Raw genomic sequence first — 22,636 nt, forward strand, 5'->3', positions numbered from 1 at the left:
CGCGGTGGCCGGTACCTTCCCGATGCGGGGCCATGCACTTGATGGCCCTGCATTCACGCGGCTTCGGGCAGGCTGTGTGTTGCCGTGATCGCCCGGCTCCGCCAGACTGTCTCCATGACCCGAATCCTGCTTGCCCTCGTTCTTGTCCTCGGCCTTGCCGGCTGCGGTTTCCATCTGCGCAACAAGCTGATGCTGCCGACCGACACGGCGCCGGTGAAGGTGGTCTCCACCGCGCCATACAGCGAACTGGTCAAGCTGCTCAATCGCAGCCTGCTGGCTTCCGGTGCCAAGCTGGCCGACGAGGACAGCAAGGGGCCCAGTACCCAGCTCCAGGTGCTGTCCGAACGCTGGGGCGACCTGCCGATCGCCATCGACTCGCAGGGCCGTGCGCAGGAGTACAGCCTGCGCTATGCGGTGATCTTCATCTTCCGTCGCGAGGATGGCAGCGAGCTGGTGCCGCAGCAGGTGATCGAACTGTCGCGCGACTACGTGTCGCCGCCGACCGACGCCACCGGTACCACCACCGAACGCGAAATCCTGGCCGATGAGCTGCGACGGGAAATGTCCGCGTCGATCATCCGCCGCATCGACAGCGTGGTGCGCGCCGAGATCGAGAAGGGCGGCAGCCTGACGGCGCCGAAGGCCAAGCCGATCGAAGGGGCGGAGCCGGTCGAGCCGGTTCCCGCAGCCAAGCACTGAGTCGCGACGATGGAACTGCGTCCGGAGCAGCTGGCCAGCCAGGGCGCTGACACCCCGCTGGCGCCGGTCTACCTGATTGCCGGCCCGGAAACCCTGCGCGTGCTTGAGGCGGCCGACGCCATCCGTGCACGCGCACGCGCCGCCGGCATCGCCGAGCGGGAAGTGTTCGACGCCGATGGGCGTGATTTCGACTGGAACCAGCTCGACGCCAGCTTCAACGCGCCCAGCCTGTTCAGTGCCCGCCGCCTGGTCGAGGTGCGCCTGCCCAGCGGCAAGCCGGGCAAGGACGGGGCCGAGGTGATCAGCCAGTTCTGCGCCAACCCGGCGCCGGACGTGGTGCTGATGATTACCGCCAACGAATGGAGCAAGGCCCACCAGGGCAAGTGGGCCGAGGCAGTCAATCGCATCGGCGTGCTGTCGGTGGCGTGGGCGATCAAGCCGCACGAACTGCCGGACTGGATCGAGCGCCGCCTGCGTGGCAAGGGCCTGCGTGCCGATCCGGCCGCCGTGCAGCGCCTGGCCGAGCGGGTCGAGGGCAACCTGCTGGCCGCTGCGCAGGAAATCGACAAGCTGGCGTTGCTGGCCGACGGCCAGCCGCTGGACGTGGAACGGATGGAATCGCTGGTGGCCGACGCCGCCCGCTATGACGTTTTCCGGCTGCTGGAAGCCACGTTCTCCGGCCAGCCGCCGGCGGTGCTGCGCATGCTGGCGGGCCTGCGCGGCGAAGGCGAGGCGGTGGCCGCACTGATGCCAATGGTGATCCGCGAGCTGCTGGCTGGTGCCGGCCTGGCCCGGGTACAGGCGCGTGGCGGCAATCTGGCCGCCGAAATGAAATCGCGCGGCATCTGGGAATCGCGACAAGCGCCCTACAAGCGTGCGCTGCAGCGGCACCCCGAGGGCAAGCGCTGGGAGCGTTTCGTGGCCGAGGCCGGACTGGTCGACCGCATCGCCAAGGGGCGCGCCGACGGTGATGCCTGGCTGGCGCTGGAGCGCCTGCTGGTGGCCGTGGCCGAACCGCGTGCCGTGCGCCTGCTGGCGCGGGCCTGAGTGATGAGCCTGCGGATCTATTACGGGGGCACCTTCGATCCGGTGCACCTCGGGCACCTCGCCATCGCGCGTGCTGCCCGTGACGAACTGCAGGTCGCTGTACGCATGCTGCCGGCGGCTGATCCGCCGCATCGCGCGGTGCCGGGCGCAACCGCTGACCAGCGCTTCACCATGCTCTCGCTGGCCATCGGCGATGAGCCTGGCCTGCTGCTGGACCATCGTGAACTGGACCGCACCATACGCTTTCCCGGCCGCCCGTCCTACACCGTCGACACCCTGCGCGAACTGCGCGGCGAGCTGGGCCCCAGCCGGCCATTGGCCTGGCTGGTCGGGGCCGACAGCCTGCTGGGCCTGACCCGCTGGCATGAATGGGAGGCACTGTTCGGGCTGGCCCATTTCGTGGTGGCCGAGCGCCCGGGCAGCCCCCTTCAGGCCTCGGTGGATGGCGAACTTGGCCGCGCCCTTCAAGGGCGCTGGGCCGACAACGAGCAGGCCCTGTTCGCCAGTCCGGCCGGGCGCATCCTGCGCCTGCATCATCCGCTGCGCGAGGAATCGGCCAGTGCCGTGCGTGCGCAGATCGCCGCCGGCGGCCCCTGGCGGGCGTTGCTGCCGCCGGCCGTGGCCGACTATGTGGCCGCCCATGGCCTGTACCGCTCCCCTACGCCGTGAATGCCGCCGCCCCGGCTTGCCCGTATAATCGCCCCCACGTTTATCGAGTCGATCCACTTTGAGCAACCAGACCCAGCCCCAGACCATCAAGGTCGATCTGCCCAGCCCGCCGCCGTCCGTGCCGGAACTGCTGGCCAGCGTCCGCCAAGCCACCGAAGACCTGAAGGCCAAGGACCTGGTCGAGATCGATGTGCGCGGCCGGTCCAGCGTTGCCGACTACATGATCGTCGTTTCGGGCACCTCGACCCGCCACGTCAAGTCGATCGCCGATGAAGTCGTGCGCTTTGCCAAGAATCTCGACGTGATGCCGCTGGGTGTTGAAGGCGAGCGCGAAGCCGAGTGGGTACTGGTCGACCTGGGCGACGTGATCGTGCATGTGATGCTGCCGCGCGTGCGTGAGTTCTATGCCTTGGAGCGCCTGTGGACCGTTGGCGACCAGCCGCCGTCCAGCGACGACGAAGTGGCCTGAGCCGCACGTTGATGCATCCCTTCGACGGCGCCGATGGCGCCGTCGACGTTTTGGAGGACCGTTGATGAAAGCCCGCCTGATTGCTACCGGCGAACGCGCACCCAGCTGGGTGGCGCAGGGCTTCGCCGAGTACCAGAAGCGGCTGTCGCACTGGCTGCCGTTCGATCTGGTGGAAATCGAGCCCGGCCTGCGCGGCAAGGGCCGCGATGCGCGCCGCGCCACCGAAGACGAAGGCAGGCGCGTGATCGCCGCACTGCCGAAGAATGCCTATGTGGTGGCGCTGGATGTGCCGGGCCGCCAGCTCAGTTCCGAACAGCTGGCGCAGCGGCTGGAGCATTGGCGTGGGCAGGGCAGGGACCTTGCCTTCCTGATCGGTGGCCCGGAAGGGCATTCGCCGGAAGTTTCCGCGCTGGCCGACGAAAAGTGGTCGATTGGACCATTGACGCTGCCGCACATGCTGGTACGCCTGGTGGTGGCCGAGCAGTTGTACCGGGCCGCCGCAATGATTGCGAATCACCCCTACCATCGCGCGTGAAGAGTGGTTATACTAGTCGTCTGCCCGAATAGCTCAGCCGGTTAGAGCACTTGACTGTTAATCAGGGGGTCGTTGGTTCGAGTCCAACTTCGGGCGCCACCTTGAAGAGACCTGCATCGCAAGATGCAGGTCTTTTTTTTTGCGTTGTTGTAGAGCCGAGCCCGCGCTCGACTCTACAGTGCCAGCTCACTGCTGGAGAACGCTACCAGCGTAGCGATGGCCACCACCAGAATGGCGCCGAACAACACCCATTCCCAACGCGTGAATACCTGCTCACCGCGTTGCAGCCGGGTCAGTGCGAACACCACCACGCCGGGCACATACAGCAGCACCGACAGCAGCAGGTTGTCGAGGCCTCCTGCATACACCAGCCACAACGCGTAGGCACTGGCCAGCAGCGCCACCGCGAAGTCACGCCAGCGCACGCCCGGTTCACCCGCATAGGCGTCCCCGCGCCACGCCAGCTGCACGCCGAACGCGGTGGACAGGAAGTAGGGCACCAGGCTCATCGAGGCCGCCAGCAGCACCAGGCCCGTGTAGCTGCCGGAGTTGACCAGCACCAGCAGCAGGAACAGCTGGATCAAGCCATTGCTCAGCCACAGCGCGTTGGCGGGCACGCCGCGCGCATTCTCGCGTCCCAGGAAGGCCGGCATGGTGCCGTCGCCTGCAGCGGCGTACAGCACTTCGGCACACAGCAGCACCCAGGCCAGCAGCGCGCCGAGTACCGAAATGATCGAGCCGACGATGATCACCGTCGCGCCCCACTCGCCAACGATGGCGCGCAGCACGTAAGCCATCGACGGATTGGGCAACCCCGCCAGTTCGGCCTGCGATAGCACGCCCATCGACAGCAGGCTGACCAGCACCAGCAGCAGCCAGACGCCGAGGAAGCCGATCACCGTGGCGCGGCCGACATCGGCGCGACGGGCCGCGCGCCGCGAGTAGATGCTGGCACCTTCGATGCCGATGAATACCCACACGGTCACCAGCATCATGCCGCGCAGCTGCTGGCCGAGATCGCCGAGCGCGGGCGCGCCAAGGAAATCGGCACGGAACACATCCATGCGGAAGGCGCCGGCGGCCAGGATCAGGAACAACGTGATAGGCAGCAGCTTGGCCACCGTCACCAGGCCGTTGACGATGGCGGCGGTGCGCAGGCCGCGCAGCACCAGCAGGTGCACGGTCCAGAGAAGTAGCGACGAAGCGGCCACGGCGGCCGGGGTATTGCCTTCACCGAAGACCGGCATGAAGTGGCCGAGGCCACTGAAGATCAGCACGAAGAAGCTGGCGTTGCCGAGCACCGAGGCAACCCAGTAGCCCCACGCGGCGGAGAAGCCGATGTAGTTGCCGAAGCCTTCGCGCGCGTATGCGTAGATGCCGGTATCGAGATCCGGCCGGCGGTTGGCCAGGGCCTGGAACACGAAGGCCAGCATCAGCATGCCGGCGCCGCTGACCGCCCAGCCGAGCAGCGCCGCCGCCGGACCGGCGCTGCGCGCTACGTTCTGCGGCAATGAAAAGATGCCGGCACCGACCATCGAGCCGACCACCAGTGCGGTCAACGCGGGCAGCCCGAGGCGTTGTGATGTCGCGGCCATGATGTCCCCTGCGGCGCTGATGCCGCTGACCCACGGTAGCGGTGTGCCCGTGAACATGCACGCAAGGGGCCGCAACGACGAAGGCCCGGGCAGGTGCCCGGGCCTTCGACGGTGGTGCGTTGAGCGGTATTACTTGAAGGTGTACTTGGCGCCGACAGTGAAGTAACGACCGATGGCGCCGCTGAAGTGCATCGGGTTGTAGTTCACGCCGCCATAGGTCAGCGGATCCAGCGGAGCGATGCGATCGAACACGTTTTCGACCGAAGCGCTCAGCTCGAACTCGTCGGTAACAGCCCAACGGCCGGACAGATCGAAGGTGGTGAACGAGGAGATCTTCTTCACCGGCGTGCCGTCGAAGTAGAAGAACTGGTACTTGCCGCCACGCTTGTCGGTGTTGTCCATGCTGGAGATGTAATTGGCAACGCCGCTCACGCTCCAAGGACCCTGTTTCCAGGTGGTACCGAAGTTGATGCGATCCTTCGGCGTACCGATGCAGTTGGTCACGTCGCAGTTGCCGTGCGTGCCCAGGAAGTCATCGGTGCTGCCACCGCTGGTGCGCTCGAATTTCAGCAGGTGGCTCCACTGCAGATCCATCTCCAGCTGGCCCGGGCCGATGTCGAAGGTCTGGCGGATGTCGGTGTCGATGCCGCGAACGCGCGAGGAGCTGGCGTTGATGTAGGCGGTATTGACGGCCAGGATGCTGCCGGTGCCTGCGACGCCGTTGAGCAGGTTGTTGTCGCGCAGGACATTGCCGGCACGGATCGCGTCATCGGTATCGCCCTGGGCGATCTCGTTGGTGCGCTTGATTTCCCAGGCATCGACGGTCAGCGAGGTGGAGCTGGTGGGCTGCAATACGATGCCCACCGAGTAGCTCTTCGACTCTTCCGGCTTCAGGTCCTTGTTCGGACGGGTGATGATCGCAACCGACTGCGAGCCGCAGTCGTCCGGCGAAGCACCCGGGGCCGGGTTTTCACCGTCCGGGCAACGGATCGGATCCGAGGCCGTGGAGAAGGCGGCCAGGCCACCGTCTCCGTTCTCGGCCGGGTTCGGTGCACGGAAGCCTTCGGCGTAGCTGGCGCGCAAGGCGATCCAGTCGGCCGGCGTCCACTTCACGCCCAGCTTCGGCGTGGCCTTGCCTTCACCGCTTTCATACTTGTCGTAGCGCAGTGCAGCGGACAGTTCCAACTGCTCCAGCACCGGTGCCGACAGTTCGACGTAACCGGCGTACACGTTCTGCGTGCCGTCATAGGCCGAGTAGCCCAGGCCGATGATGTCACCCGTGTCGGTGTAGGTCTGCGGGGTCAGGCTGTTGCTGGTCTTGCGCCATTCGGTACCGATCGCCAGGCCCAGCGGCCCCCCCTTCAGATCCATCAGGCTGCGCGACACGGTGAAGTCGAACATGTCCAGGCTGGACTTGGCGCGTGCGCTGATCTTCGGCGAGATGTAGTCGTACAGTGCCTTGGAGTTCAGGTTGGCATTGTCACCGATGCGCCACACGCCACCGGCACAGTTCGCGTCGCCCAGCGCGCACTTCACGGCGCTGTAGCGCAGGAAGCCGGTGCGCTCGTTGACCAGGTCGGTGCCCGAATGCAGGTAGGCGGTGTCATAACTCCAGTCGCCCCAGTTGCCCTTGACGCCGACCAGGAAGCGGTTGAACTCGTTGGTGTTGTCGGTCACGCGCGGGCCGACATCCCAGGCGCTGTAGCGCAGGCGCAACGGGCCGTTGCCCAGGCCGGCAGGCCGGTCAGGATGATTCGGGCCGAGCACCACGGCACCGTCGCCGCTGTTGGCGTTGACCGGGCCACCCGGGTAGCCCCAGCCGCCGGAAACACCGGACGGCGTGTTGCTGAAGGTGGTTTCCTTCTTCGAGTAGCCGATCTCGGTGTAGATCTCGCCGCCCTCGCCGAAGGCGAAGCTGGCACGTCCGAACACGTTGACGTACTTCTCTTCCGGCGAAATGTCGCGGTACAGCTGCGCCGGATCCCACAGGCAGCCCTGCGCGGCCACCGAAGCATCGGTCTGGCCACCAATGGTGGTCAGGCCCTGGCAGCCCGGCAGCGGTACCAGCGTCGCCGGATTGGTCTCGGTGACATTGCGGTCGTCATACACCGAACCGTTCGGTCCGACACCGCCACGGGTCCTGCCGCTGAGGAAGGCGCCGCCCAGGAACTGTGCATTGTTGCCGTAGCCCCACTGGCGGGTGTCGCCGGTGCCGATCCACTTGCGGTTCTTGCGGTCGCTGATCTTGATCGCGTCGCTCTTGCCGACGTCCAGGCTGAAGAAGGCGTTCCAGCCGTCGGTGGCCATGTCGCCGGTACCGGCGGTCAGGGTCGCCTTGCGGGTATCGCCGTCGCCGTCGCCGGAGACGCCATAGGAGCCACGCAGGATGGCGCCCTGGAAATCACTGCGCAGGATGATGTTGACCACGCCGGCGATGGCATCGGAGCCATAGATCGCCGAGGCGCCGTCCTTCAGCACTTCCACGCGTTCAACGGCGTCGAGCGGGATGGTGCTCAGGTCGGTGAAGACCTTCTGTCCATCATCGGCCAGGCCATAGGTCGCCATGCGGCGGCCGTTCAACAGGACCAGGGTCGAGCCCGCGCCCAGGCCGCGCAGGGAGATGCCGGCGCCACCGCCGGCGAAGCCGTTGCCGAATGATTTGGGAATCGAGCCGGCGCCGTTGGCGGTGATGGTCTGCAGGTATTCGGCAACCGTGGTCTTGCCGGTGCGGTCGATTTCCTGGCGGGTCACCACCTGCACCGGGGACGGTGTTTCGGTGTTGGTGCGCGGAATGTTCGAACCGGTAACCGTGATGCGGTCCAGGTTGGTGGCCTTCTCCTGCGCGAAGGCGGAGGTGGAAGCCACGGCGCCAACCAGCAGCAATGTGCCGCCGGTAAGGATGTGGGTGATGGACGATGCCAGGGTGCAGCGGCGGCGGCTGGCGGGCCGTTGGATCAGGTGTTTCACAGCTTCTCTCCTAACTGGAAAACCGTAGCGTTGAGGGCTGTCTCCGGAGTGTCCGGGACGGGCCAATCTAGGTTTCCGACGGGTGACGAAGTCGTGAAATTTTGCTTAATCCGTAACGTTTGAACTGGAACTTTGCCGAGTTTGGCAGTTCGGTCCCGAAGGCCGGTCCGACAGGCGGTCGGACCGGCCCGGGTCGTCAGTCCGGCAACGAGAACTGCACCGGCACCAAACCGATGGCCGGTACCGCTACACCATCACGCTGGGCCGGTTCAAAGCGCCAGCGCTTGAGCACCTGCTGGCGTGCAGCCTGGTCCAGGTGGCGCGAGCCACTGCTGCGCTCGATGCTGACCGCGACCGGCTGGCCGCTGCTGTCGACCTCCACCCGCAGCAGCACCGTGCCCTGCTCATGGTTGCGCAGTGCGGCGACCGGATAGGCCGGTGGCGGGGCACTGCGGTATTGCAGCTGGGCGCCGGCCAGCGGTGCATGGGTGTCGATGCTCGGCGCGAGTTGCGGCGGGGCCTGTTCGGCGGCCGGCAGCATGATGCCCTGCGTTTCCTCCACGGTCGCGGTTGGGGCCGGCAGTGGCGGTGTCGCCGGCTGTGCCTGCGGTTTCGGCACGACCCGGGCGATTTCCTTCGGTTCCTGCAGCACCGGTGGGGGCGGCGTTGGCGGGATCTTCTCGATCAGCCTGACCGTGGTCTTGTCACGCGGGACCTGCACGGCCTGGTAGGTCGCCGGGATCAGCAGCAACAGGAACGCGAGCAGGTGCAGGGCGATGGCCGCGCTCCAGGCGGTAACGCGGGCGGGGTCGAAGTGTGGGGATGCAACGGGATACGTACGAACCATGGTCCACCTCCATGCCAGTGACGAAGTCCTCAACGCACCAGGGCCCGTGGCGGGGTTGCCGCACGCGGCTGGCAGCCAATCATTAACGCCAGGCCCCGGCCACTGCCTAGAGGCAGGGGCAGGATCGTTGGGCTGGCCTTCAGCCAGGCGCCCTGGCCCATGAAAAAGGCGGGCCCCGCGGGACCCGCCTCTGTCTACCGGAACGGATGGGATCAGCGACCCAGCTCGAACACCACGTCCAGGTTGACCGAGACAGTGGATTCGCCCGGGGCGACCGGCGTGGCCTTGTCCATCGCCGCGCCGGCGGCCATGGTCCGCATCATCGGCATCGGGCGGTAACCACCGCCGGCATTCTCGGAGATGCTGACGATGCGGCGCACCTGAAGGCCGAGCGACTTGGCATAGGTCTGGGCGCGGGCCTGGGCCTTCTTCAGCGCGGCCAGGCGCGCTTCGTCATAGACCGGTTCCGGCTGGTCGATCTCGAAGCTGGGGCCGTTGATCTGGTTGGCGCCCTGAGCGGCCAGCGCGTCCAGCACCTTGCCGAGCTTGGCGATGTCACGGACCTTCAGGCTGACCGTGTTGCTGGCCTGGTAGCCGGTGATCTTCGGCGCTTCGTTGTCGGCATAGCGGTACTGCGGATTGAGGCTGACGCCGCTGGTCTGCACGTCGCGCTCGGCGATGCCGGCGGCCTTGATCGCGGCCAGTACCTTGTCCATCTGCTGGGCGTTCTGGCGCATGGCGCTGTTGCCATCGGCGGCCTGGGTGACCACACCGGCCGACAGGGTGGCCACGTCCGGCACGCGGGTGGCTTCGGCATTGGCCGAAATGTTCAGCAGCGTGCCTTCGGCCGCGGCGGCGATCGACGGCGACGACGGGTCGGCATGGGCAGTCATCGAGGTTCCAAGGGCGAGGGACAGGGCAAGCAGCAGCGGGGTGGCGGTCAGGCGCATGGAGAACTCCTTGTTGTGCCGTTGAGGGTGGTGTCGTAGCGATGAACGCGCTGTGAGCCCGTTCGGGGTTGAACGCGTTCCGGGACGGGTTGCCGACGATTCAGGTGGCGGCCTCAGGTTATGCTGTGCCGATGCTCTATCTTGCTTCCCGCTCCCCCCGACGCAACCAGTTGCTGGCCCGACTCGGACGCCCCTTCCAGGCCCTGGACCTGGAGGTCGTCGAGCAGCGCGCGCCCGCTGAAAGCGCCGAACAGTATGTGTGCCGGGTCGCCGCCGACAAGGCGCGCGCCGGCCTGGCCCGGGTGCTGGCCGATGATCCGCAGGCGCGGGTGCTCGGCTCGGACACCGAGGTGGTGCTGGACGGTGAAGTGTTCGGCAAGCCGGCCGACGCCGCCGGCGCCCGCGCGATGCTGGCGCGCCTGGCCGGGCGCACCCACCAGGTGATGACTGCGGTGGTGGTGGTCGGCGCCGACGGGCTGGACAGCGAACTGGTCATTTCCGAAGTGACCTTCGCCCCGATCGCCGCCGCCGACATCGCCGCCTATGTCGCCACCGGCGAGCCGTTGGACAAGGCCGGGGCCTACGCCATCCAGGGCGGGGCCGAGCGCTGGATCGAACATCTTTCCGGCAGCTACTCCGGCGTCATGGGGCTGCCATTGCTGCATACCGATCGTCTGCTGGCGCGCTGTGGCGTGCTGGCCCCCACTGCCGATGCCGCCAGGGAGGCTGCCGATGTCTGAGGAAATCCTGGTCAATGTGACCCCGCGCGAGACCCGGGTCGCGGTGATCGAGAACGGCATGCTGCAGGAACTGCACATCGAGCGCGGTTGGCGCCGGGGTGTGGTCGGCAACATCTACAAGGGCAAGGTGCAGCGGGTCATGCCCGGCATGCAGGCCGCGTTCGTCGAGGTAGGCCTGGAGCGCGCCGCGTTCCTGCACGCCAACGACGTGGTGCGCCCGGCCCCGGTGGCCAGTGCAGACACCGAGAACACGACCCTGCCGCCGCCGGCCAGCGTGCCCATCGTCGAGCTGCTGCGTGACGGCCAGGACATCGTGGTGCAGGTGGTGAAGGACCCGATCGGCACCAAGGGCGCACGCCTGACCACCCAGATCAGCATTCCGTCGCGCTACATGGTGCTGCTGCCGCAATCCAAGGTGGTGGGGGTGTCCGCGCGCATCGAGGATGAAGCCGAGCGCGCCCGCCTGAAGGCCCTGGTGACCGAGCTGTCTGCGCAGCATGGCGGCTACGGCTACATCGTGCGTACCAATGCCGAGGGCCAGCCGGCCGAGGCCATCGCCGAGGACATCGCTTACCTGTCGCGGGTCTGGAACGTGGTCGAGCGCCGCGGCCGCGAAGCGGCCTCGTGCAGCAACATCTATGAAGACCTGAGCCTGCCGCTGCGTTCGGTGCGCGACCTGATCCGCAAGGACGTGGACAAGGTGAAGGTGGACTCGAAGGAAACCTTCGCGCAGCTGCAGGCGTTCGTGGCCAAGTACATGCCGGTGCTGGCCGAGAAGCTGGAACTGTATTCAGGCGATCGCCCGATCTTCGACATGTTCGGGGTGGAGGACGAGATCGGCCGTGCGCTGGACAAGCAGGTGCCGCTGAAATCCGGTGGTTACCTGGTGATCGACCAGACCGAGGCGATGACCACCATCGACGTCAATACCGGTTCGTTCCTCGGCCAGCGCAACCTGGAAGAGACGGTGTTCCGCACCAACCTGGAAGCGGCACAGGCGGTGGCCCGCCAGCTGCGCCTGCGCAACCTGGGCGGCATCATCATCATCGACTTCATCGACATGGACGATGCCGAGCATCGCCGCCAGGTGCTGCGCACCCTGGAAAAGGCGCTGGCCCGCGACCATGCCAAGACCACGGTGTACGACTTCTCGCCGCTGGGGCTGGTGGAGATGACGCGCAAGCGCACGGTGGAAAGCCTGGAGCGCCAGCTGTCGGAAACGTGCCCGCAGTGCAGTGGCCGTGGCAGCATCAAGACCACCGAAACGGTGACCTACGAGATCTTCCGCGAGATCACCCGTGCCGTGCGCCAGTTCGATGCCGCACGCCTGCTGGTGATCGCCTCGACCAAGGTGGTCGCGCGCATCACCGACGAGGAATCCTCGGCGGTGGCCGAGCTGGAGGAATTCCTCGGCAAGAGCATCCGCTTCCAGGCGGACGAGCAGTACCTGCAGGAGCAATTCGATGTCGTTCTGCTCTGATCCTCGCCGGCCGCAGGCCGGCGGTGGCCGATGAGCGCGCCGCCGCGCCTGCGACTGCGAAGGATCCGCCGTCATTTCATTGCCGCCTGCGCGGTAGGCCTGGTCGGGCTGGCACTGCTGGTGGGTACCCTCAGCCAGCTGCTGCCGCTGGCCGAGCGTCACCCCGACAGGATTGCCGCCTGGCTGAGTGAGCGTGCCGGCCAGCCGGTGCATTTCGACCAGCTGCAGACGGCCTGGACCCGGCGTGGTCCGCTGCTGCAGCTGAAGGGCCTGCGCATCGGCGCCGGTCAGGGCCTGGCCATCGGCGAGGCCGAAGTGCTGGTGTCAATGTACAGCGGGATGCTGCCTGGTCGCTCGCTGACCGAGCTGCGCCTGCGTGGCCTGGCGCTGGACCTGCAGCAGGGCGAGGACGGCCGCTGGTCGGTGCGCGGCCTGCCACAGTCCAACACCGGCGGTGACCCGCTGGACGCGCTGCGCCGGCTGGGCGAGCTGCAGGTGATCGATGGCCGCCTGGGTGTGCATGCACCGGGACTGGGTATCGATACCACCCTGCCGCGTATCGATCTGCGCCTGCGCGTCAATGGCGACCGCCTGCGTGTGGGCGTGCGTGCCTGGGCGCAGACCGATGCCCTGCCGCTGACCGCAGTGCTGGACGTGGACCGCGCGCGCGGCAACGGGCAGGCCTGGTTGGGTGCCGATCCTGTTGATTTCCATGCCTGGTCGCCGTTGCTGGCAGCTGGTGGCGTGCGCCTGCGCGAAGGCAAGGGTGAGCTGAACCTGTGGCTGACCCTGCGCGACTTCGCGCCGGTGGCGCTGACCACCGATTCGGACCTGCGTGACGTGCGCGTCGACGGTGCACCGATGCCCGACGTGGCAACGCCGCGGTTGCAGCTGCAGCGCTTGCAGGCGCGCCTGCGCTGGCAGCGCCAGGCCGACGGTTGGGCGCTGCAGGTACCGCGCCTTCGTTTGAAGACCGAAGACGGCGAACAACAGCTCGATGGCCTGCAGTTGCAGGTTGGCAGGCAGCTGCGGGTGAGTTCCGGCGAAGTACAGGCCGGTACGGCGCTGCGTGCGCTGGCGCTGAGTGATCGCCTCGAGCCAGGCCTGCGCCATTGGTTGTTCCTGTCCAAACCGCAGCTGGATGTGCGAGAGCTGCAACTGGCCGGCGAACGTGATGGCCCGTTGCGGGCACAGGGCGAGCTGCAGTCGCTGGGCTTTGCCAGCGTTGGCAATTCTCCGGGTCTGCGCGGCCTGGGGGGACATTTCGAGGGCGACGCCGATGGCTTCAGCCTGCAGCTGCATCCGCAACGGCAGCTGCAGTTCGATTGGCCCACCGGCTTCGGCGTGCGGCACGACCTGCACCTGGCGGGCCAGATAGTGGGCTGGCGTGACGAGGCCAGTGGCTGGCGTATCGGCACTGCGGCGATGCGCGTGGAAGGCACCGACTACGCGGCCGATGTGCGCGGTGGTGTCTGGTTCCAGGGCGACGGCACGCGGCCCTGGCTGCAGTTGGCGGCCAAGCTGGACAATGTGCCGATGACGGCGGCCAAGCGCTTCTGGATCCACTCCAAGATGAGCAAGGGCGCCACCGACTGGCTGGACATGGCGCTGGCCGGCGGCCAGGTGCGCAATGGCGTCGGCCTGGTCAGCGGTGACCTGGACGACTGGCCGTTCGACAACAACGATGGCCGCTTCGAGGCCACCGGCCATATCACCAACGGCGACATCCGCTTCCAGCACGACTGGCCGCTGATGCGCCAGGTCGACGCCGATATCGCTTTCATCGGCCCCGGCTTCGACATGCATGGGCGCGGGGACCTGGCCGGTGTAGCGGTGCAGAGATTCGAGGCGGGCATCCAGGACTTCGGGCAGCAGCCGCTGTACGTGCGTGCCGATGCGCAGAGCGAGGCCGGCAGACTGCTGGCAATGCTGCGGCAGAGCCCATTGCACAAGGACTATGGCGACACCCTGGACAACCTCACGGCTGCGGGCCCGGCGCATGTGACCTTCGACCTGCTGCAGCCGCTGCACCACGATGAAGGCGGCGGTCACCTGCAGGGCACGGTCGACCTCAATGGTGTGAAACTGGTGGACAAGCGCTTCCAGCTGGCCTTCGACAACATGCATGGGCAGGCGCGCTACAGCAATGGCGGCTTCGGTGCCGAGGAACTGGCGGTGCGCCACCTCGGTCAGGACGGCCGCTTGAGCCTGCGTGCCGGCGGCTACGTGCACGACAGCAGGCTGGCGTTCGAGTCGCAGCTGACGGCCAACCTCGACGCCGGTGTGCTGATTGACCGCGCCCCGGAAATGGCGTGGCTCAAGCCCTATATCGCGGGTAACTCGCCCTGGACCATCGCGGTCAACTTGCCCAAAGTCGCACCGGGAGCGCCCGCACCGCCCAGCGAACTGCGCCTGAGTTCGGATCTGGTGGGAACCCGCCTGGACTTGCCGGCACCGCTGGACAAGCCGGCCACCGAGCCGCTGGCGACCACGGTGGCCGCGCAGCTGCCGATGGGCGCTGGTCGCATCGATGTGGCCTTTGGCCAGCGCCTCGCCCTGGCCGCGCGCAGCCACAACAACCGCACCGGTGTGCAGGTCACCCTGGGCAGCGACCATGCCGATCGCGAGCCGCCGCCCAGCGGACTGTCCGTCAATGGCCGCAGCCCGACTCTGGATGCGCTGGAGTGGATCAGTCTGGCCCGTGGTGGCAACGACGATGACGGCATGCCGCTGCGTGCAGTGGACGTGCAGGTCGGCAAGCTGATGCTGATCGGCGGCGTCTTCGAGCAGACCCGGTTGCAGCTGCAGCCGGGACCGCAGGCGCTGGACGTGCGCCTGGATGGACCTTCGCTGGCCGGTCGCCTGACCGTACCCAACGCCGAAGGAGGCACCATCAGTGGCCGACTCGACCGTGTGCACTGGCAGTCGCTGCCGCCGGCGCCGGGCGCGGCCGCGCCAGCCCGGGTGCAGGCCGGCGCCAACGACATGGACCCGGCCAAGCTGCCGCCGTTCGCGCTGGACATCGCCGACCTGAAGTTCGGCAAGGTGGTGCTGGGCCAGGCGGTGCTGCGTACGCGGCCGCTGGCCAATGGCCTGAACGTGGACGAGCTGCGCTTCCGCGCGCCCGATCAGGAGATCGACATCAGCGGTCGCTGGCTGGGTCGCACCGGTGGTGCCCGCACCGAGCTGACCGCGCAGGTGCGCAGCGAGGACCTGGGCGGCCTGATGCAGAACCTCGACTACGGCGGCCAGCTGCGTGGCGGCTCTGGCCAGGCGCAGCTGCAGGCCTCCTGGAGCGGGGGGCCGTCGGACTTCCAGCTGGCCAATCTGCAGGGCAGCCTTGATCTGCACGCGCGTAATGGCCAGCTGCTGGAGCTGGAGCCTGGCGCTGGCCGTGTGCTGGGCCTGCTCAGCGTGACCCAGCTGCCGCGGCGCCTGATGTTCGACTTCCGCGACTTCTTCTCCAAGGGCTTCGCGTTCAACCAGGTCGACGGCAGCGTGCAGTTCGGGCAGGGCATGGCCCGCACCGACAAGGTACTGATCGAAGGCCCGGCGGCGAACATCACCATCCGCGGCCAGGCCGACCTGCGCAACCAGCGGTTCGACCAGACCATCGATGTCAACCCGCGCGCCGGCAACCTGCTGACGGTGGTCGGCGCGGTGGCCGGTGGCCCGGTGGGCGCGGCGCTCGGCGCGGCCACCAATGCGGTACTGTCCAAACCGCTCGGCGAGATCGGCGCCCGCACCTACAAGGTGACCGGTCCATGGAAGGAGCCGAAGGTGGAAGTGATCGAACGCAGCCGCGACAAGACCCCGCCAGCGCCAGCGCCAGCGCCCGCGCCGCGCCCGGCCCCGGCCGTTCCGCCGCCCGTTACCGACCTGCCACGCTCACGCTGAGCGTGGACCTCCTGTTCACGGGGCTTGCCTGAGCGCCCCAGCACCCCCAGATCGAGAACCATGACTGATATCGCCCTGACGCTTGCCCAAGATCGCCTGCTGCGCCCCGGCGGGCTGGATACCGATGGCCTGGAGCGCACCTTCGGCCAGCTGCTCGGCCCCGGTGTGGACTTCGGCGACCTCTATTTCCAGCACGCCCGCCGCGAGAGCTGGAGCGTGGAAGACGGCATCGTCAAGGACGGTGCCCATTCCATCGAGCAAGGCGTGGGCGTACGGGCGATGTCCGGCGAGAAGACCGGATTCGCCTACTCCGACGACATCCATGCCGACGCGCTGCTGGCCGCGGCGCAGTCGGCGCGTGCGATTTCGCGCGAGGGTGGCGCGCAGTCCGGGCGCTCGCTGCTGCGCGGCAATTCACGCGCGCTGTATCCGGCGCTGGATCCCATCGATGGCGTCGGCAACGAGGCAAAGGTCGAGGTGCTGAAGCGCCTGGACGGCTACCTGCGTGCCGCCGACCCGCGCGTGAAGCAGGTGATGGTGAGCCTGTCCGGCGGCGTGGACACGGTGCTCATCGCGCGCAGCGACGGCGTGCTGGGCGCTGACGTGCGCCCGCTGGTGCGCCTGAACGTGCAGGTGATCGTCGAACACAACGGCCGCCGCGAGTCGGGCTATGCCGGTGGCGGTGGCCGCTATGGCTACGGGGAACTGTTCGCTGATGGCCGCCCGGAAGCGCTTGCGCGCGAGGCCCTGCGCCAGGCGCTGGTGAACCTGGACGCCGTGCCCGCGCCGGCCGGCGTGATGCCGGTGGTACTGGGACCTGGCTGGCCCGGCGTGCTGCTGCATGAAGCGGTCGGCCACGGCCTGGAAGGCGACTTCAACCGCAAGGGCACCAGCGTGTATGCCGGCCGCATCGGCGAACGCGTGGCGGCACCGGGCGTGACCATCGTCGACGATGGAACCCTGGACGGGCGTCGCGGTTCGCTCAACATCGACGACGAAGGCCACCCGAGCCAGTGCACCACGCTGATCGAGGACGGCATCCTGGTCGGCTACATGCAGGACAGCCTCAATGCACGCCTGATGGGCATGGCACCGACCGGCAACGGGCGTCGCGAATCGTTCGCGCACCTGACCATGCCGCGCATGACCAATACCTACATGCGCGCCGGCCAGCACGACCCGCAGGAAATGATCCGCTCGGTGAAGAAGGGCCTGTATGCAGTGAACTTCGGCGGCGGCCAGGTCGACATCACCAGCGGCAAGTACGTGTTCTCGGCCACCGAGGCCTACCTGATCGAGGATGGCCGCATCACCGCACCGGTGAAGGGGGCGACCCTGATCGGCAACGGTCCGGAAACCATGCAGAAGGTGCGGATGGTCGGCAACGACCTGGCCCTGGACGAGGGCGTGGGTATCTGTGGCAAGGACGGGCAGAGCGTGCCGGTGGGTGTCGGCCAGCCGTCGCTGTTGATCGAGGGCATCACCGTCGGCGGTACCCAGGCCTGAGCCGGGCGATGGCCAGCGCCACCGCCCGCTCCAGCGCGGACTCAGTCCTCGTCGGCCTCGTCGGCTTCGACGTGGCCAGCGTCTTCGGCGCTGGCCTTCAGGCCGAGCGCCGCCGGCAGCATCAGTGCGCGCAGCACCTGGTAGATCTCGCGATAGGCACGCGGCGGCTTGTTCTTCGCCTTCTCGGCCTGCGCATTGCGCACCAGCGTGCGCAGCTGCTGGCGGTCGGCCTGCGGGTAATCGTCCAGCAGGGCGGCCAGCGCCTTGTCACCTTCGGCCAGCAGGCGCTCGCGCCAGTCTTCCACGCGGTGCATCATCGCCACTTCGCGGCGGCCGGTTTCGCTGTTGGCATCCAGCGCATCGCGGATCGCATCCAGCGTGGCTTCTTCTTCGCGGCGCATGTGCTTGGCCAGGAACGCCAGCTGGCGCTTGTGGGCGATGTGCGCGGTGATGCGCTTGCACTCGGCGATGTGCGGCAGCAGGTCTTCCGGGATCGGCAGGCGCGCCAGCTGGGCCGGTGTCAGCGACACCAGTTTTTCGCCCAGGGCCAGGACGTCGAGCGCGTCGCGCCGGTTCTGGCTGCGGCTCTTGTCGTGGAATTCACCGGTTTCTTCGTCGCGTCCGCGCATCGTCCATACCTGATTTCAAAAAAAGTCGCCCGGCGTGATGCCGGGCCCAACCCGTACAGGATAAAGCATTGAACGTGATCGCCCCTGAAGCCGCCGTCGGCGACGACAGCCCGGCCCGGCTGGAACGGCTGGCCGACCTCTCCCAGCAGCTGCTCGACCGCGCCCGCGCGCTGGGCGCCAGCCAGGCTGAAGTCAGCTGCAGCGAAGACCGTGGGCTGGAGGTGAATGTCCGCCTCGGCGAGGTCGAAACCGTGCAGTCCACCCGCGACCGCGGCATCGCCGTCACTGTGTATTTCGGCCAACGCAAGGGCAGCGCCAGCACCGGCGACCTGAACGAGGCCAGCCTGGCGGCCACGGTCGAGCAGGCCTGCGCCATCGCCCGGCATACCGAAGATGATGCGGCCGCCGGCCTGGCCGAGGCGGCGCTGATGGCCACCCACTTCCCGGACCTGGACGGCTGGCACCCGTGGGCGCTGCAGGCCGACGAGGCGGTGGACCTGGCCCTGGCTTGCGAAGCCGCAGGCCGTGAGGCCGATGCGCAGATCCGCAATTCCGACGGCGCCTCGGTGTCGAGCATGCAGAGCCTGTCGGTCTATGCCAATTCGCATGGTTTCATCGGCCGTGAGCGCGGCACCCACCATTCGGTCGGTTGTGCGCTGATCGCCGGGCAGGGCGATGGCATGCAGCGTGACGGCTGGTACACCAGTGCGCTGGCTCGCGAGGACCTGGAGGACGTCGGCCTGGTCGGACGTCGTGCCGCCGAGCGTACTGTCGCCCGCCTGCAGCCACGATCGCTGGCCACCGGCAGCATGCCGGTGCTGTTCGCCCCGGAAGTGGCGCGCAGCCTGGTCGGGCACCTGCTGTCGGCGGTGTCCGGCGGTGCTCTGTATCGCCAGGCCAGCTTCCTGCTGGACAGCGTTGGCCAGCAGCTGTTCTCGGACTGGATGCAGATCGAGGAACTGCCCCACCTGCGTCGTGGCCTGCGCTCGGCCGCCTTCGACGGCGACGGCGTGGCCACCCGGGCCTCGGCTCTGGTCCGCGACGGCGTGCTGCAGCGCTATGTGCTGGGCAGCTACTCGGCACGCAAGCTGGGCCTTCAGACCACCGCCAACGCCGGTGGCGTGCACAACCTGCAGTTGGCCGCCAATGCCGGCCCGCTGCAGGACATCGCGCGGCAGATGGGCGATGGCCTGCTGGTGACCGAGCTGATGGGGCAGGGCGTGAACGGCGTGACCGGCGACTATTCGCGTGGCGCGGGTGGCTTCCGGGTCGAGAACGGCGAGATCCAGTACCCGGTGGACGGCATCACCATCGCCGGCAACCTGCGCGAGATGTTCAGCAGCATCGAGGCGGTCGGCAGCGACGTTGATCCCCGCTCGCACATCCGGACTGGTTCGATCCTGTTGGGGCGGATGACCATCGCAGGCAATGATTGATGCCGTCGATGGCGTAAGCTATGCCCGCCTGACGCAATCAGCTGGGTGCTGGTTGGTCAAGACCACCCAATGAAAAGGAGTTTTGTCGTGAGTGAATTCGATAACGTCCCGCCGCCGCCACCGGCCACCGCCGACGTTCCGGCCGACCAGCGCACCATGGCCCTGGCCGCGCACCTGCTGGGCATCTTCACCGGCTTCATCGGCGCGCTGATCATCTGGCTGATCAACAAGGACGATGCTGGCAAGGCCTTCGTGACCGACCAGGCCAAGGAAGCCCTGAACTTCCAGATCACCGTGACCATCGCCATGGTCATCAGCATGATCCTCACCATCGTGATCATCGGCGTGTTCCTGGCCCCGATCGTCGGCATCATCAGCCTGGTGTTCAGCATCATCGCTGCGGTCAAGGCCAACAACGGCGAAGCCTACCGCTACCCGTTCGCGCTGCGCCTGATCAAGTAGGATCGTCCGCACGCGGAACTGAAAACGCCCGGCACTGCCGGGCGTTTTCGTGTGCGGGGAATGCCGGGCCGCGTGCAGCGATCAGTGATCGCGTTCCACCGCCAGCGTCGCCAGCGCGCGCAGCGCGTCGGCTTCCTCGCCATACCCGGCCAGGATCGACTGCATGCGCGCTGCGAGCTCGTGCAGCTGGGCCTTTGCGCCGTCCATGCCAAGCAGGGCGGGGAAGGTGCTCTTGTCCTGCGCCTGGTCCTTGCCGGCAGTCTTGCCCAGCTGTTCGGAACTGGCTTCGACATCGAGGATGTCATCGCGGACCTGGAAGGCCAGGCCGAGTGCATCGGCGAAACTGTCGAGCTGGGCCAGCTGCGGTTCGTGGGCCTGGCCGCACAGCGCGCCCATGCGCACTGCCGCGCGGATCAGCGCGCCGGTCTTGAGCGCGTGCATGCGGGTCAGCGCCGCCAGCGTCTGCTGCTGGCCGGTGGCATCGATGTCCAGCGCCTGGCCGCCACACATGCCGGACGCGCCGGAGGCGTGGGCCAGGGTCTGCAGACAGGCGACGCGCAGGGTAGCCGGCACCGGCGCATCGGCCAGCAGGCCGAAGGCGCGGGTCTGCAGGGCGTCGCCAGCAAGGATCGCGGTGGCTTCGTCGAAGGCGATGTGGGTGGTGGGCTTGCCGCGACGCAGGGCGTCGTCATCCATCGCCGGAAGGTCGTCATGCACCAGCGAATAGGCATGGATCAGCTCGACGGACATGGCCGCCGCATCCAGGCTTTCCGGCTGCGCACCGAACAGGTGACCACTGGCGTAGACCAGCAGGGGCCGCATGCGCTTGCCGCCACCAAGCACCGAATAGCGCATGGCCTGATGCAGGCGCTGCGGTGCCTCGGCAGGCGAGGGCAGGGCGGCATCGAGCTGGCTTTCGATACGGTCGCGCCAGCGCGCGAACAGAACCTCAGCCGTCATGGCTGGGCGGATCGAAGGGCTCGGAGGCTTCCGGCTGCGCCGGATCACTGAGCAGGCGCACGCGCAGTTCGGCCTGCTCCAGTGCCTGCTGGCACTGGCGGTACAGACCGACACCACGCTCGTAAGCACTGAGCGAAGCTTCCAGGCTCAGCTCGCCGGTTTCCATCTGCTCCACCAGCTGCTCCAGCGATTCGAGCGACTGCTCGAACTGGGCGACGGGGGAGGCGTTTTCGGGGGACTTCTTGGCCATGCGGCAAGTGTGGACGGGCCGAGCGCGGGGGTCAATTCACCAGCCGCCCGGGCGCCACTGCAACTGCGCGTCATGCGCCTGCAACCAGGCCTGCAGCGGTGCGGCGATGACCACGTCGGCGGCGGCCAGCAACTGCGGGCCATCAAAGATCAGCGGCAGCTGCGCGCGTCGCCAGGGGGCGAGGTGCTCGCGCTGCAGGCAGTCCTTCAGCGCGTGCGAATGCTGGCGACCCGGCAGCAGGATGCGCTCGCCGCCCACGCGTGCACGGACCTGCAGCGGGCGTTCGAAGGCCGGGGTGCCCTGCAGGCGCAGCTGTCCGCCATCGGGCAGCGGCAGCGGTGCGCGTCCATCCCATTCGACCTGCCACTCGAGGGGAAGCGCAGGTAGCCGGGCCGGCAGCAGGTAGGCGTGGTCGCGCCACTGCTGGATCGCGTGATCGTGCCAGCTCACACGGGCCTGACGATCGTTGCCGGCGGGCAGCAGCTCGTCCAGTGCCTGTTGCAGCACCGTGGCCGGCAGCGGCGCCGCACCGTGGCCGGCCACCCAGGCACGGAGTACACGTGCGGCACGACCCAGTGAGACCTGGCGCAGCAGCTGCAGAGACAGCACGCGTGGAGCGACTTCCAGGTGTGCGATCAGCTCGGCGTCTTCCTCATCGAGCAGTTCGCGGGTCTGCCCGCAATGCGCTGCGCTGCCCGCCAGTGCCGCAGCGGCATGCGGCCAGCGTTGGCGCAACAGCGGCAGCACCTGCAGGCGCAGGAAGTTGCGATCCGCCTGGTCGTCGCCATTGCTGGGGTCTTCGATCCAGTGCAGCGCATGGTGGCGCGCGTAATCGAGCAGTGCACTGCGCGGGACCGCCAGCAGCGGCCGCCACAAGGGGTGTTCGCCAAGGCGGCTGTGCGTGGACATCGCCGCCAGGCCATCGACGCCGGAAGCGCGCAGGGCGCGCAACAGGAGAGTTTCGGCCTGGTCGTCCTGATGCTGCGCCAGTGCCAGCGTTTCGCCGTCGCGCAGTTCGGCCGCGAACGCGGCGCGTCGCGCCAGTCGCGCCGCGCCTTCAAGGCCGAGGCCCGCGCGGTTGTCGACCTGCACACGATGCACGGCCAGTTCAATGCCCCAGGCGTCGCATTGCTGCTGGCAGTGCAGCACCCAGTCATCCGCATCGGGCTGCAGGCCGTGGTGCACGTGCACCGCGCGTAGCGCACTGCCGGAGGCCTGCGCGCAGCGCCACAGCCAGTGCAGCAGCACGGTGGAGTCGACACCACCGCTGTAGCCCACCAGCAGCGGCGCATCCAGCGGAACAAGGGCAGGGAAGGCAGTCACGGTGGCAAGTATAGGGTGGGGTTTACTTGGCAGGGCTGCGCCCTGCACCCGCTACGAGCCAGAGCAACAGCAACAGCAACGGCAGAAGCTGGTTTCCTGAAGGTTGGCCGGGTGGGTCCGGTTGCGGGAGACGCCGTAAACCCGTCCTTGGGGGCTTGGCCGCGGCATCCATGCC

The 22,636-nt window shown here is 67.7% G+C and carries 19 protein-coding genes and 1 tRNA gene; 12 read left to right on the plus strand and 8 right to left on the minus strand.

The genetic code is table 11. The features are described from left to right. Positions 1-114: 114 nt before the first annotated feature. From AC5P99_RS02595 to AC5P99_RS02620, 6 genes are all read left to right on the plus strand, one after another. Positions 115-699, plus strand: coding sequence for an LPS-assembly lipoprotein LptE (locus AC5P99_RS02595; RefSeq protein ID WP_049459674.1), 585 nt, complete (start codon positions 115-117; stop codon positions 697-699). A gap of 9 nt (positions 700-708) precedes the next feature. Then, entirely contained in the window at positions 709-1,746 is a 1,038-nt protein-coding gene (gene holA, locus AC5P99_RS02600; protein ID WP_005410538.1) for a DNA polymerase III subunit delta, read from the plus strand. Further along, entirely contained in the window at positions 1,747-2,415 is a 669-nt protein-coding gene (nadD, locus tag AC5P99_RS02605; protein ID WP_495212867.1) for a nicotinate-nucleotide adenylyltransferase, read from the plus strand. 58 nt (positions 2,416-2,473) lie between these two features. Beyond that, positions 2,474-2,884, plus strand: a complete 411-nt coding sequence (rsfS, locus tag AC5P99_RS02610; protein ID WP_005410536.1) for a ribosome silencing factor — start codon at positions 2,474-2,476, stop codon at positions 2,882-2,884. A gap of 64 nt (positions 2,885-2,948) precedes the next feature. Further along, complete coding sequence (gene rlmH, locus AC5P99_RS02615; RefSeq protein ID WP_005414126.1) at positions 2,949-3,419, plus strand: 23S rRNA (pseudouridine(1915)-N(3))-methyltransferase RlmH; 471 nt, start codon at positions 2,949-2,951, stop codon at positions 3,417-3,419. Between the two features lie 22 nt (positions 3,420-3,441). Continuing rightward, positions 3,442-3,518, plus strand: a tRNA-Asn gene (locus AC5P99_RS02620). A 74-nt stretch (positions 3,519-3,592) separates the two neighbouring features. On the opposite strand, the gene AC5P99_RS02625 is transcribed toward AC5P99_RS02620, so the two are convergent. The 4 genes from AC5P99_RS02625 to AC5P99_RS02640 all read right to left on the minus strand — a co-directional run bounded on the left by AC5P99_RS02625 (position 3,593) and on the right by AC5P99_RS02640 (position 9,778). Continuing rightward, a complete protein-coding gene (locus AC5P99_RS02625; RefSeq protein ID WP_495212868.1) occupies positions 3,593-5,014 on the minus strand; it encodes a basic amino acid/polyamine antiporter in 1,422 nt (473 codons plus the stop codon). Positions 5,015-5,143: 129 nt separating this feature from the next. Then, complete coding sequence (locus AC5P99_RS02630; protein WP_005410533.1) at positions 5,144-7,981, minus strand: TonB-dependent receptor; 2,838 nt, start codon at positions 7,979-7,981, stop codon at positions 5,144-5,146. Positions 7,982-8,177: 196 nt separating this feature from the next. Beyond that, positions 8,178-8,828: an energy transducer TonB gene (locus AC5P99_RS02635; RefSeq protein WP_329753660.1), complete on the minus strand. Its 651-nt coding sequence runs from the start codon at positions 8,826-8,828 to the stop codon at positions 8,178-8,180. Between the two features lie 212 nt (positions 8,829-9,040). After that, complete coding sequence (locus tag AC5P99_RS02640; RefSeq protein WP_049451963.1) at positions 9,041-9,778, minus strand: SIMPL domain-containing protein; 738 nt, start codon at positions 9,776-9,778, stop codon at positions 9,041-9,043. A 131-nt stretch (positions 9,779-9,909) separates the two neighbouring features. Here AC5P99_RS02640 and AC5P99_RS02645 point away from each other — a divergent pair, with 131 nt between their 5' ends. Genes AC5P99_RS02645 through tldD form a run of 4 tightly spaced genes read left to right on the plus strand, consistent with a single transcriptional unit; the run spans position 9,910 to position 17,401 of the window. Beyond that, on the plus strand, positions 9,910-10,518 hold the full coding sequence (locus tag AC5P99_RS02645; RefSeq protein WP_012480925.1) for a Maf family nucleotide pyrophosphatase: 609 nt from the start codon (positions 9,910-9,912) through the stop codon (positions 10,516-10,518). Then, on the plus strand, positions 10,511-11,998 hold the full coding sequence (gene rng, locus AC5P99_RS02650; protein WP_005410529.1) for a ribonuclease G: 1,488 nt from the start codon (positions 10,511-10,513) through the stop codon (positions 11,996-11,998). Before AC5P99_RS02645 ends, rng begins: the two co-directional genes overlap by 8 nt. A gap of 30 nt (positions 11,999-12,028) precedes the next feature. Further along, positions 12,029-15,895: a YhdP family protein gene (locus tag AC5P99_RS02655; protein ID WP_495212869.1), complete on the plus strand. Its 3,867-nt coding sequence runs from the start codon at positions 12,029-12,031 to the stop codon at positions 15,893-15,895. 60 nt (positions 15,896-15,955) lie between these two features. After that, positions 15,956-17,401 carry a metalloprotease TldD gene (gene tldD, locus AC5P99_RS02660; RefSeq protein ID WP_495212870.1) on the plus strand — a complete coding sequence of 482 codons (1,446 nt, stop codon included), beginning with the start codon at positions 15,956-15,958 and terminating at the stop codon, positions 17,399-17,401. A gap of 41 nt (positions 17,402-17,442) precedes the next feature. Here tldD and yjgA read toward each other — a convergent pair whose 3' ends face one another. After that, a complete protein-coding gene (gene yjgA / locus AC5P99_RS02665; RefSeq protein ID WP_005414121.1) occupies positions 17,443-18,030 on the minus strand; it encodes a ribosome biogenesis factor YjgA in 588 nt (195 codons plus the stop codon). A gap of 68 nt (positions 18,031-18,098) precedes the next feature. On the opposite strand from yjgA, the gene pmbA reads away from it, so the two are divergent. Together pmbA and AC5P99_RS02675 are read left to right on the plus strand one after the other, a co-directional pair. After that, on the plus strand, positions 18,099-19,466 hold the full coding sequence (gene pmbA / locus AC5P99_RS02670; RefSeq protein WP_495212871.1) for a metalloprotease PmbA: 1,368 nt from the start codon (positions 18,099-18,101) through the stop codon (positions 19,464-19,466). An 87-nt stretch (positions 19,467-19,553) separates the two neighbouring features. Continuing rightward, positions 19,554-19,928 carry a DUF4870 domain-containing protein gene (locus AC5P99_RS02675; protein WP_005410524.1) on the plus strand — a complete coding sequence of 125 codons (375 nt, stop codon included), beginning with the start codon at positions 19,554-19,556 and terminating at the stop codon, positions 19,926-19,928. Positions 19,929-20,009: 81 nt separating this feature from the next. Here AC5P99_RS02675 and AC5P99_RS02680 read toward each other — a convergent pair whose 3' ends face one another. The 3 genes from AC5P99_RS02680 to tilS are packed head-to-tail and all read right to left on the minus strand — an operon-like array spanning position 20,010 to position 22,461. Then, positions 20,010-20,888, minus strand: coding sequence for a polyprenyl synthetase family protein (locus tag AC5P99_RS02680; RefSeq protein WP_088436161.1), 879 nt, complete (start codon positions 20,886-20,888; stop codon positions 20,010-20,012). After that, complete coding sequence (locus AC5P99_RS02685) at positions 20,878-21,138, minus strand: exodeoxyribonuclease VII small subunit (RefSeq protein ID WP_005410522.1); 261 nt, start codon at positions 21,136-21,138, stop codon at positions 20,878-20,880. The genes AC5P99_RS02680 and AC5P99_RS02685 overlap by 11 nt, the downstream gene beginning before the upstream one ends. A 36-nt stretch (positions 21,139-21,174) precedes the next feature. Beyond that, complete coding sequence (gene tilS, locus AC5P99_RS02690) at positions 21,175-22,461, minus strand: tRNA lysidine(34) synthetase TilS (protein WP_171039711.1); 1,287 nt, start codon at positions 22,459-22,461, stop codon at positions 21,175-21,177. Positions 22,462-22,636 lie beyond the last annotated feature (175 nt).

The sequence above is a fragment of the Stenotrophomonas sp. YJH_SMC_80 genome, assembly GCF_059372495.1.

Excerpts from the sequence above, each read along its gene's own strand:
- AC5P99_RS02595 (WP_049459674.1), top strand. The coding sequence starts at position 115 with ATGACCCGAATCCTGCTTGCCCTCGTTCTTGTCCTCGGCCTTGCCGGC.
- holA (WP_005410538.1), top strand. The coding sequence starts at position 709 with ATGGAACTGCGTCCGGAGCAGCTGGCCAGCCAGGGCGCTGACACCCCG.
- rlmH (WP_005414126.1), top strand. The coding sequence starts at position 2,949 with ATGAAAGCCCGCCTGATTGCTACCGGCGAACGCGCACCCAGCTGGGTG.
- AC5P99_RS02625 (WP_495212868.1), bottom strand. The coding sequence starts at position 5,014 with ATGGCCGCGACATCACAACGCCTCGGGCTGCCCGCGTTGACCGCACTG.
- AC5P99_RS02635 (WP_329753660.1), bottom strand. The coding sequence starts at position 8,828 with ATGGTTCGTACGTATCCCGTTGCATCCCCACACTTCGACCCCGCCCGC.
- AC5P99_RS02640 (WP_049451963.1), bottom strand. The coding sequence starts at position 9,778 with ATGCGCCTGACCGCCACCCCGCTGCTGCTTGCCCTGTCCCTCGCCCTT.
- AC5P99_RS02645 (WP_012480925.1), top strand. The coding sequence starts at position 9,910 with ATGCTCTATCTTGCTTCCCGCTCCCCCCGACGCAACCAGTTGCTGGCC.
- rng (WP_005410529.1), top strand. The coding sequence starts at position 10,511 with ATGTCTGAGGAAATCCTGGTCAATGTGACCCCGCGCGAGACCCGGGTC.
- AC5P99_RS02655 (WP_495212869.1), top strand. The coding sequence starts at position 12,029 with ATGAGCGCGCCGCCGCGCCTGCGACTGCGAAGGATCCGCCGTCATTTC.
- tldD (WP_495212870.1), top strand. The coding sequence starts at position 15,956 with ATGACTGATATCGCCCTGACGCTTGCCCAAGATCGCCTGCTGCGCCCC.
- yjgA (WP_005414121.1), bottom strand. The coding sequence starts at position 18,030 with ATGCGCGGACGCGACGAAGAAACCGGTGAATTCCACGACAAGAGCCGC.
- AC5P99_RS02680 (WP_088436161.1), bottom strand. The coding sequence starts at position 20,888 with ATGACGGCTGAGGTTCTGTTCGCGCGCTGGCGCGACCGTATCGAAAGC.
- AC5P99_RS02685 (WP_005410522.1), bottom strand. The coding sequence starts at position 21,138 with ATGGCCAAGAAGTCCCCCGAAAACGCCTCCCCCGTCGCCCAGTTCGAG.